This is a genomic window from Actinomadura montaniterrae (genome assembly GCF_008923365.1).
Taxonomy (GTDB): Bacteria; Actinomycetota; Actinomycetes; order Streptosporangiales; family Streptosporangiaceae; genus Spirillospora; species Spirillospora montaniterrae.
Window position 1 is genome coordinate 1 of the sequence record NZ_WBMR01000330.1, and the last position, 7,853, is coordinate 7,853.

Consider the following 7,853-nt stretch of genomic DNA (forward strand, 5'->3'; position numbering starts at 1 on the left):
TCGGGGCGTGGGGCGTCGGGGCGGGCGGCCCAGGCGCGGACGGCCGGCTCGACCAGCCGCCGGGCCCGCCCGAGCCCGCCGCGCCGCTTCAGCACGATCGCCGCGGTGAACCCGGCGATGATCAGCAGCGTGAGCAGCCCGACGATGATCGCGAACCGGATCAGCAGGATGTCCATCACCTCTCGCACGTCCCTCTCCCCTCATCGTTTTTAGCTTGACCGTGCTAAATCCACCGTAGCACAGACGTGCTATAAAAGGCGGATGCCCAAGATCGTCGACCCCGAGGCGCGCCGCCGCGAGGTGGCCGAGGCCGTCTTCCGCGTCGCCCGCCGGGACGGCCTGGAGCAGGCGTCGCTGCGCAACGTGGCCGCCGAGGCGGGCCTCGCCATCGGGTCCGTCCGGCACTACTTCGGCGGCCAGGCCGACATCATGATCTTCGCGATGCGGTACTTCGCCGAGCGGGCCGGCGAGCGGCTGCGGCTGCGCGCGGGCCGGCTCGCCGTCCCCGACCCGGCGGCGCCGCCCGCCGAGCACGCCGCCGCGCTGGAGGCGCTCTTCGCCGAACTGCTCCCCCTCGACGCCGAGCGGCGCGAGGAGGCCGAGGTGTGGCTGGCGTTCGTCGTCGGCGCCCGCACCCGGCCCGAGCTGCGGCCGCTCGCCGCGGAGATGCACGGCGACCTGCGCTCGATCGCGCTGCGCGTGCTGCGGGCGGCCGCCCGGACCGGCGTCCTGCGACCGGGCCTCGATCTGGAGGCCGAGGCCGCGCGGGTGCACGCGCTCGTGGACGGGCTCACCCTGCACGCCGTCCTGCAGCCGGAGAGCTTCGGCCCCGAGGAGACGCGGACGGTGCTGCGCCGGCACGTGGCCGAGCTCACCACCGTCCCCGCCGCCGGCGGCTGCTAGATTCCGAACCTCGTTCTAATCACGAGGAGGCGCGTTGAACCCCTGGCAGACCCCCGAGCGCGCGGCGCTGCGCGAGCTCGTCCGCGACTTCACCGCCCGGGAGATCGTCCCGTCGCTGCCGGAGTGGGAGGACGCCGGGGAGCTCCCCCGGTCGCTGCACCGCCGCGCCGCCGAGGCGGGCATCCTCGGCGCCGGGTTCCCGGAGGAGGCCGGCGGCTCGGGCGGCGAGCTGTTCGACGCGCTGATCGTCGCCGAGGAGATCATCCAGGCGGGCGGCTCCGGCGGCGTCGTCGCGTCCCTGTTCACGCACGGGATCGCGCTCCCCCACCTCATCGCGTCCGGCGACAAGGAGCTGATCGACCGGTTCGCGCGGCCCGTGCTGGCCGGCGAGAAGATCGGCGCGCTCGGCGTCACCGAGCCCGGCACCGGGTCGGACGTGGCCGGCATCCGCACCACCGCGGTCCGCGACGGCGACTCCTACGTCGTCAACGGCGCCAAGATGTTCATCACCTCCGGCGTGCGCGCCGACTTCGTCACCACCGCCGTCCGCACCGGCGGGCCCGGGTTCGGCGGCATCTCGCTGATCGTCGTCGAGAAGGGGACGCCCGGCTTCACCGTCTCCAAGGCGCTGCGGAAGATGGGCTGGCAGTGCTCCGACACCGCCGAGCTCGCCTTCACCGACGTCCGGGTGCCCGCGGCGAACCTGATCGGCGCCGAGAACAGCGGGTTCCTGCAGATCGTGCAGAACTTCGTGACCGAACGGCTGTCGCTGGCCGTCCAGGCGTACGCGACCGCGCAGCGCTGCCTCGACCTCACGCTGGGCTGGATCCGGGACCGCGAGACGTTCGGCCGGCCGCTGTCGTCGCGCCAGCTCGTCCGGCACAAGGTCGCCGAGATGGCGCGGCAGGTGGACGTGGCGCGCGCCTACACCCGCTCGGTCGCCGAACGGCACGCCGCCGGCGAGGACGTCCTCACCGAGACCGCGTACGCGAAGAACACCGCCGTCTACGCGTGCGAGCACGTCGTCCACGAGGCGGTGCAACTGCACGGCGGAATGGGGTACATGCGGGAATCGGAGGTCGAGCGCCATTACCGCGACGCCCGCCTCCTCGGCATCGGCGGCGGCACCAACGAGATCATGAACGAGATCGTCGCCAAACGGCTCGGGCTCTAGCGCGGAACGGCGCCCGGCGGTGAAAGGGGGAACCGCCGGGCGCCGCATTTCCGGGAACGCCCTGTTTCCGGGAACGTCGGTTTTCCGGGGACGTCAGCCGAGCGGGTTGCCGCAGTCGATGGGCCAGTACGGGCCCCAGATGTCGAGCGAGTTCTCCACGAACTTGATCATGACGGGGTCGAACGCGATGCCGACGTGCGCGTTGGTGTCGTTCGCGCACTTGTCCTGCAGCAGGACGTTCTGCGCGTTGGAGCCGTTCAGGAACTCCGAGGTGTACGGCGTGACGACCTCGTCGTACTTCGTCGAAAGCACGATGTACTGCACGCCGGGCACCGTGTCGCCGCCCGCGTTGAGGTTCTTCAGGAAGTCGGAGTCGGTGATCTGCTCGCCGGCCGCCGGCGCGGCCTTCACCACGGCCTGCGTGATGCCGAGCAGGCTGCCGAGCGCCACGAGCCCGTCCAGGTTCGTCCCGTGGTTGGACGGCACGATGCCGATCAGCTTGTTGACCTTCGACGCGCCGCCGAGGAACTTCAGGTAGTAGCGGGGCATCATCCCGCCCTGGGAGTGGCCGACCATGTCGACCTTCGAGGCGCCGGTCGCGGCCAGCACCTTGTCGACGAACGCCGACAGCTGGCCCGCGGACGCGGCGATCTCACCGGTGCCCTGGATCGGGGCGTCCTTCGCGCCGCCGTAGTTGAGCGCGTAGACGCAGTATCCGGCCTTCTTCAGCGCGGGCGAGAGCTTCTGCCAGTTGAACGCCATGTTCTCGAAAGTGCCGTGCACCAGCACCACCGGGCGGGGGTGCAGGAACGACGGTTTGCAGTTCCAGTCGTTGGCGCCGTCCGGGCTCGTCTCCGCGTGGGCCGCGGGCGCGGCCACGGCGGACAGCCCGATGGCGGTGGGAATCGCCGCGGCGATGACGGCCCAGGACTTGAGTCGCCTGAAACGCATGTTCATCTCCCTGGAAGCGGGCACGCCGAATAGTGGCCGGAACCCGGGGAGCGGGAATGCGGGTTCCGGCCGCGCATCGTCGTGAGGTCGGGGGTGGGTGCGGCCGCGTTGATCAGCTGAGGTGCTGACAAGGTACGGCCGCGTTTCCGCGCGGTCTTGTAGCAGGACTCGCCACTTGGCCCGGAGGAATTGTCAGGCGGCTCACAAGCGGGCCCGCCCGCACGCCCTCCGACCTGCGGCCCGGCGCCTTTCCGCAGCGCGCCGCCTTTCTACCGCGCCCCGGCTTCCTACGGTGCCCCGGCTTCGTACGGTGCGCCGCCTTCCTACGGCGCCCCGCCCTTCTACGGTGCGCCGGCGAGCCCGTCGACCAGGGCGCGCAGGCCGTCGAGGTAGGTGTCCTGCGCGGTCAGCGCCTCCCAGCGGTCCGCGACCTCCGCGAGGCGGGGCAGCTCGGCGGGGTCGAGGTCGGCGAACACCCGCTCGCGGTAGGTCGGCCGGTCGTCGCCGGCCCGGCGCCGTGCCGCCGCAGCCCGCACGATGATCTCCCCGGCGGTGTAGTACCAGATCGCCCGGTACGCGTGGACGGCCCGCTCGGGGCTCAGCCCGCACTCCTCCAGGCCGTCCAGGATCTGCTCGACGAACCACAGCGCCGACCGTCCGAGCAGGTCGTCGGCGGTGAGCACCTCCGCGATCCAGGGGCAGGCCGCGAGCGTCTCGCGGATCGCCGCCGCCGTCACCACGATCCGCTCGCGGGGATCGGCGGGCAGCTCGGGCGCGCGCGCCATCCGCGCGGCGTAGTCGTCCAGCAGCAGGACGAGCAGCTGCTCCTTGTCGCGGACGTGGTGGTACAGGGCCATCGGCGTGCTGCCGATCTCCTTGGCCAGGCGCCGCATCGTCAGCCGGTCCACGCCCTCGGCGTCCACGATCCGGCGCGCGGTCTCGACGATCTCGGCGCGGGAGATCCGGGGCGGCCTGCCCCGCTGGGCGGACGGTTGCGGCATGCCCCCATCATCGCGGACTCGACAGCCGGGCCCGCCGCCGGTTAGTTTCTATACATGTACAAAAAAGAACGGGCCCGCCCCTGGGCGGTGCTGGCGGCGGCCTGCGTCGCCCAGTTCGTCTTCGCGCTCGACATGGCGGTGATGAACGTCGCGCTCCCGGCGATCAGGACCGCCCTCGGCTTCGCACCGGTCGGCCTGTCCTGGGTCGTCCACGTCTACGCGCTCGCCTTCGGCGGGTTCCTGCTGCTCGGCGGCCGGGCCTGCGACCTGTACGGACGGCGCCGGATGTTCGTCCTCGGCCTGGCCGTGTTCGGGCTGTGCTCGCTCGCCGGCGGGCTCGCCCAGGCGCCGTGGCAGCTCGTCGCGGCGCGCGCCGGCCAGGGCCTCGGCGCCGCCGCCGCGGCACCGGCCTCGCTGGCCCTGCTGACCACCACGTTCACCGAGGGCCGGGCCCGCGTGCGCGCCCTCGGCGTCTGGAGCGCGATGAACGCCGCGGGCGGCGCGCTCGGCGTCCTCGCGGGCGGCGTGCTCACCGAGTACGCGGGCTGGCGCTGGGTGATGCTGGTCAACCTGCCGTTCGTCGCGCTCGCCCTCGCGCTCGTCCCGGCGGGCGTGGCCGCCCACGCGCGCACGGGCCCGCGCGAGCGGCTGGACGTCCCCGGCGCGGTCCTGGCGACCGCCGGCTTCGGGCTGCTCGTCTTCGGCGTGGTGCGCACCGACGCCGTCGGCTGGACGGCCCCGGCGACCCTCGCCTGCCTCGCCGCCGCGGCCCTGCTCCTCGCGGCCTTCGCCGCCGTCGAGACCCGGGTGCGCGCGCCGCTCGTCCGGCTCGGCCTGCTGCGCGGCCGGTGGGTGGCGGGCGCCAACCTGATCGTCTTCCTCGCGGCGGCGGGCCAGTTCGCCGCGTTCTACTTCGTCTCCCTCTACATGCAGCAGGTGCTGCACATGGGCGCCGCCGAGACCGGCCTGGCCTTCCTGCCCTTCTCGGCGGGCGTCGTCCTCGGCACGCTGCTCGCCACCCGGGTCGCCGGGAACCGCTCGCCCCGCGCGGCGCTGATCCCGGGCAGCCTGCTCGCCGCAGCCGGCCTGGCCTGGTTCACCCGGATCAGCCCGGACGGCGGCTTCCTCACCGACGTGCTCGGCCCCTCGGTCGTCGGCAGCATCGGCATCGGGCTCGTGCTCGCCCCGGTCGCCGCCGCCGCGACCACCGGCGTCGCGGCGCGGGAGGCCGGGATGGCCTCGGGGCTGCTCAACAGCTCCCGCCAGCTCGGCGGCTGCGTCGGCCTCGCCGCTCTCGCCACGGTCGCCGCCCACCGCACCGGCGACGCGACCTCCCCGTCCGCCCTGAACGGCGGTTACGCGCTGAGCCTCACCGTCTCCGCGGCCCTGTTCGTCCTGGCCGCACTCGTGGCCCTGGCCCTCCCCCGCACCCGCCCCGCTGCCCCGCCGCGCGACGAGCTATCGGTCGAAAGACCTCGTTCCCGACGAGCGTGATGAGATTTCTGTCGGGTTTAGAGTCGCAAACCGTGAAAAGTCAGTCACCTATTGTGATCGCCCGTCACCTACGACACCGGATCGCTAACTTTCCGTGTCGAGATGCGACCCCCCGCGCAAGGGAAAGAATGACGTGACGGCGACGATGGACGAGCGGATCACGAAACTGGAGGACCGCGTGACGGATCTGGAGACCTGGGCCGGCCCCGGCCAGGCGTCGGCCCCCAGCGAGAATGTCCGCGCCCTGCGCACGGACATGCGGCAGGTCAAGGGCGACGTGGCGAAGATCCAGAAGACCCTGGAGCAGCACAGCCTCCAGTTCAACAAGATCGGCGCCCGCCTCGACCGGACGGACGCCCGCCTCGACCGGGTGGAGACTCTGCTCGGGCTCATCGTGACTCACCTGGGCATACCTGACCCGGCAGGCGGTTGACGCGGTGAGGGCGCCCGGCCGATGGGGCCGGGCGCCCTTTGCGCGGGTCAGGCCTGGGCGACGGCGCCGTCGGCGAGGAGGGCGTCGACGTCGTCGAAGCCCAGGTCCTCCAGGACGGCGCGGGTCTGGCCGCCGGGCAGGACGGGGAGGCCGTCGGTGTCGGTGGCGGTGCGGGAGAAGCGCGGCGCCGGGGCGGGCTGGCGGTGGCCGGCGCGCTCGGGGAACACGTCGCGGGCGGTGTTGAAGGGGTGCTCCTTGGCCTCGTTCATCGACAGCACGGGCGCCACGCACGCGTCGCTCGGCACGAAGACCTCGGTCCACTCGTCGCGGGTCTTCGCCTTGAAGGCGGTGGCGAACCGCTCGCGCATCTCCGGCCAGCGGGCGCGGTCGTACTGCTCGGGCAGGCCGTCGGTGTCGACGCCGAGGCGGCGGACGAACTCGGCGTAGAACTGCGGCTCGATCGCGCCGACCGCCATGTGCCCGCCGTCGGCGGTCTCGTAGACGTCGTACCAGGGGGCGCCGGTGTCGAGCATGTTGACGCCGCGCTGGTCCTGCCAGATGCCCCCGGCGAGGAAGCCGTGGATGAAGGTGGACAGGTGCGCGGCGCCGTCCACGATGGCGGTGTCGACGACCTGGCCCTGCCCGCTGGTCTTCGCCTCCAGCAGGGCGGCGAGGACGCCGACGACGAGGTACATGCTGCCGCCGGCGAAGTCGCCGAGCAGGTTCAGCGGGACCTGCGGCGGGCCGCCCGCGCGGCCGATGGCGTGCAGCGCGCCGGTGATGGCGATGTAGCCGATGTCGTGGCCGGCGGTCTGGGAGAGGGGGCCCTCCTGGCCCCACCCGGTCATCCGGCCGTAGACGAGGCGCGGGTTGCGGGCGAGGCAGTCGTCCGGACCGAGGCCGAGGCGCTCGGTGACACCAGGCCGGAATCCCTCGAGCAGGACGTCGGACCGCTCCACGAGCCGGAGCACGACCTCCTTGCCCTTCTCGCTCTTGAGGTCGATCGCGATCGAGCGCTTGCCGCGGTTGCTGAAGTCGGTGCCGCCGGTGGCGGCGCCCTGCACGGCGGACGCGCGGTCGACCCGGATGACGTCGGCGCCGAGATCGGCGAGCAGCATCGCGGCGAACGGCCCCGGCCCGATCCCGGCCAGCTCGATCACGCGCACTCCGGAGAGCGGCCCCTTGCCCATCTGCAGCCCCTTTCGGTCCCACCTGTCTCCGCCGGGAGCCGGCCCCGGGGCGGTCTCCCCGCGGGCGACGCTGAATCCCGTTCGGTAACCCTAGTGTGCCCGATCGCGGTAAGTGGGTTCTGACCGACCCCGTTCAGCGGGACGCGGCGGTGACGGCGACGGGGACGTTCGGGCGCCGCTCCGGCCGGGCGACGAGCAGCCGGTGCTCGGTCGTGGCCGGACCGAGCGGGCCCCGCGCCCGCGGGACGAGCCCGGACGCGGCGGCGGCGAGGTAGTACCAGCCGCCCGACGGCGCCTGCCACCAGGTGCCCGACACCGGGCGGCGGCCGTCGCAGGCGCCGGTGTCGCGGGGCCGGCCGGCGGGCCGGTCGGCGACGAGCGTGGACGTGCCGGCCTGGCCGCCGTCGGCGTAGGTCGTCCGGGTGCAGAACCAGCCGGCGGGCGCACCGCCGTGCGGGAGCGTCCCGGACCAGAACTCCCAGGCCATGGCGCCGGTGACGGGGCGCGCTCGGGGCGGTTCGAGGCAGCCCAGGCGGTTCCAGGTCCGCAGCGCGCCGGGGCCGAGGCGGGCGGGCGGGTCGGGGCGCGCGGCGGGCTCGTAGGCGGGCGAGTGGTAGGTGAGGACGGCGGCGCGCGGCCCGCCGAGGTAGCCGAGCGTGCGGTCGCCGAGGTGGAAGAGCGGGCCGCGGCCGCAGGGGGTGCGGGCG

At 73.5% G+C, this 7,853-nt stretch carries 8 protein-coding genes and 1 pseudogene; 4 read left to right on the forward strand and 5 right to left on the reverse strand.

The window, feature by feature from the left end; genetic code table 11:
* The coding region (locus F9B16_RS47295) for a hypothetical protein (protein ID WP_151546816.1) at positions 1 to 188 on the reverse strand (188 nt) is incomplete at its 3' end.
* A gap of 73 nt (positions 189 to 261) precedes the next feature.
* Between F9B16_RS47295 and F9B16_RS47300 the strand changes: the two genes are divergently transcribed.
* Positions 262 to 903 (forward strand): TetR/AcrR family transcriptional regulator, encoded by a 642-nt coding sequence (locus tag F9B16_RS47300; RefSeq protein ID WP_151546817.1) that lies wholly within the window; start codon positions 262 to 264, stop codon positions 901 to 903.
* 34 nt (positions 904 to 937) lie between these two features.
* Entirely contained in the window at positions 938 to 2,077 is a 1,140-nt protein-coding gene (locus F9B16_RS47305) for an acyl-CoA dehydrogenase family protein (RefSeq protein WP_151546818.1), read from the forward strand.
* A gap of 93 nt (positions 2,078 to 2,170) precedes the next feature.
* On the opposite strand, the gene F9B16_RS47310 is transcribed toward F9B16_RS47305, so the two are convergent.
* Positions 2,171 to 3,028, reverse strand: coding sequence for an esterase/lipase family protein (locus tag F9B16_RS47310; protein ID WP_151546819.1), 858 nt, complete (start codon positions 3,026 to 3,028; stop codon positions 2,171 to 2,173).
* Positions 3,029 to 3,369: 341 nt separating this feature from the next.
* Complete coding sequence (locus F9B16_RS47315) at positions 3,370 to 4,029, reverse strand: TetR/AcrR family transcriptional regulator (protein ID WP_151546820.1); 660 nt, start codon at positions 4,027 to 4,029, stop codon at positions 3,370 to 3,372.
* Between the two features lie 54 nt (positions 4,030 to 4,083).
* Between F9B16_RS47315 and F9B16_RS47320 the strand changes: the two genes are divergently transcribed.
* Both F9B16_RS47320 and F9B16_RS47325 read left to right on the forward strand, forming a co-directional pair.
* The gene (locus F9B16_RS47320) at positions 4,084 to 5,523 is read left to right on the forward strand and encodes an MFS transporter (protein WP_151546821.1); all 1,440 of its coding nucleotides are present in this window, start codon (positions 4,084 to 4,086) and stop codon (positions 5,521 to 5,523) included.
* A gap of 133 nt (positions 5,524 to 5,656) precedes the next feature.
* Positions 5,657 to 5,956 carry a hypothetical protein gene (locus F9B16_RS47325; RefSeq protein ID WP_151546822.1) on the forward strand — a complete coding sequence of 100 codons (300 nt, stop codon included), beginning with the start codon at positions 5,657 to 5,659 and terminating at the stop codon, positions 5,954 to 5,956.
* A 47-nt stretch (positions 5,957 to 6,003) separates the two neighbouring features.
* Here F9B16_RS47325 and F9B16_RS47330 read toward each other — a convergent pair whose 3' ends face one another.
* Both F9B16_RS47330 and F9B16_RS51870 read right to left on the reverse strand, forming a co-directional pair.
* Entirely contained in the window at positions 6,004 to 7,146 is a 1,143-nt protein-coding gene (locus F9B16_RS47330; protein ID WP_151546823.1) for a CaiB/BaiF CoA transferase family protein, read from the reverse strand.
* A 133-nt stretch (positions 7,147 to 7,279) separates the two neighbouring features.
* A pseudogene (locus tag F9B16_RS51870) lies at positions 7,280 to 7,853 on the reverse strand (hypothetical protein); the annotation flags it as partial.

Bases quoted from the DNA above. Each gene is read 5' to 3' on its own strand.
- F9B16_RS47300 (WP_151546817.1), top strand. From the start codon at position 262: ATGCCCAAGATCGTCGACCCCGAGGCGCGCCGCCGCGAGGTGGCCGAG.
- F9B16_RS47310 (WP_151546819.1), bottom strand. From the start codon at position 3,028: ATGCGTTTCAGGCGACTCAAGTCCTGGGCCGTCATCGCCGCGGCGATT.
- F9B16_RS47315 (WP_151546820.1), bottom strand. From the start codon at position 4,029: ATGCCGCAACCGTCCGCCCAGCGGGGCAGGCCGCCCCGGATCTCCCGC.
- F9B16_RS47320 (WP_151546821.1), top strand. From the start codon at position 4,084: ATGTACAAAAAAGAACGGGCCCGCCCCTGGGCGGTGCTGGCGGCGGCC.
- F9B16_RS47330 (WP_151546823.1), bottom strand. From the start codon at position 7,146: ATGGGCAAGGGGCCGCTCTCCGGAGTGCGCGTGATCGAGCTGGCCGGG.